The sequence below is a fragment of the Pseudomonas khavaziana genome, assembly GCF_019145205.1.
In the GTDB taxonomy this organism is placed as follows: domain Bacteria; phylum Pseudomonadota; class Gammaproteobacteria; order Pseudomonadales; family Pseudomonadaceae; genus Aquipseudomonas; species Aquipseudomonas khavaziana.
In genome coordinates this window covers 1-422 of record NZ_JAHSTT010000060.1, presented here as the reverse complement: position 1 = coordinate 422, position 422 = coordinate 1, and the positions used below count along the sequence as shown (strand labels likewise).

1 protein-coding gene is annotated in these 422 nt (G+C 63.7%); it reads left to right on the top strand.

Annotation, left to right across the window (positions count from 1 at the left end):
- On the top strand, window positions 1-422 hold a 422-nt coding region (locus KVH01_RS29510), incomplete at both ends, for a hypothetical protein (RefSeq protein ID WP_217883807.1).

Genomic DNA, 422 nt, shown 5'->3' with positions numbered 1-422 from the left:
GCTCAACGGCGAAGTGCTCACCTCACACCTGTTCCGTGCCGGTCGTGAACACCAACGCAAACAAGGCCAACTGCTCAGCCACTACCACTACGACGACCAGAATCGCCTGCACGCCCACGCCGTCACACAGCAGGAAAGTTATCTTTACCAGCGCCAGTACGACTACGACAAATCCGGCAACCTCACCCGCCTGCTCGACACCCGCAAAGGCGAACACCGCTACCACTACGACCCCCTCGCCCGCCTGACCCGCGCCGACCATTCCCAAGACGTGCAGGAACGCTTCGCCCACAACCCGGCCGGCAACCTGCTCATGCAAGACCGCCCCGGCCCGGACATCGTCGCCGCCAACCGCCTGGTGATCCAGGGTGACCGCCACTACGACTACGACGCCTTCGGCAACCTGATCCGCGAACGACGCC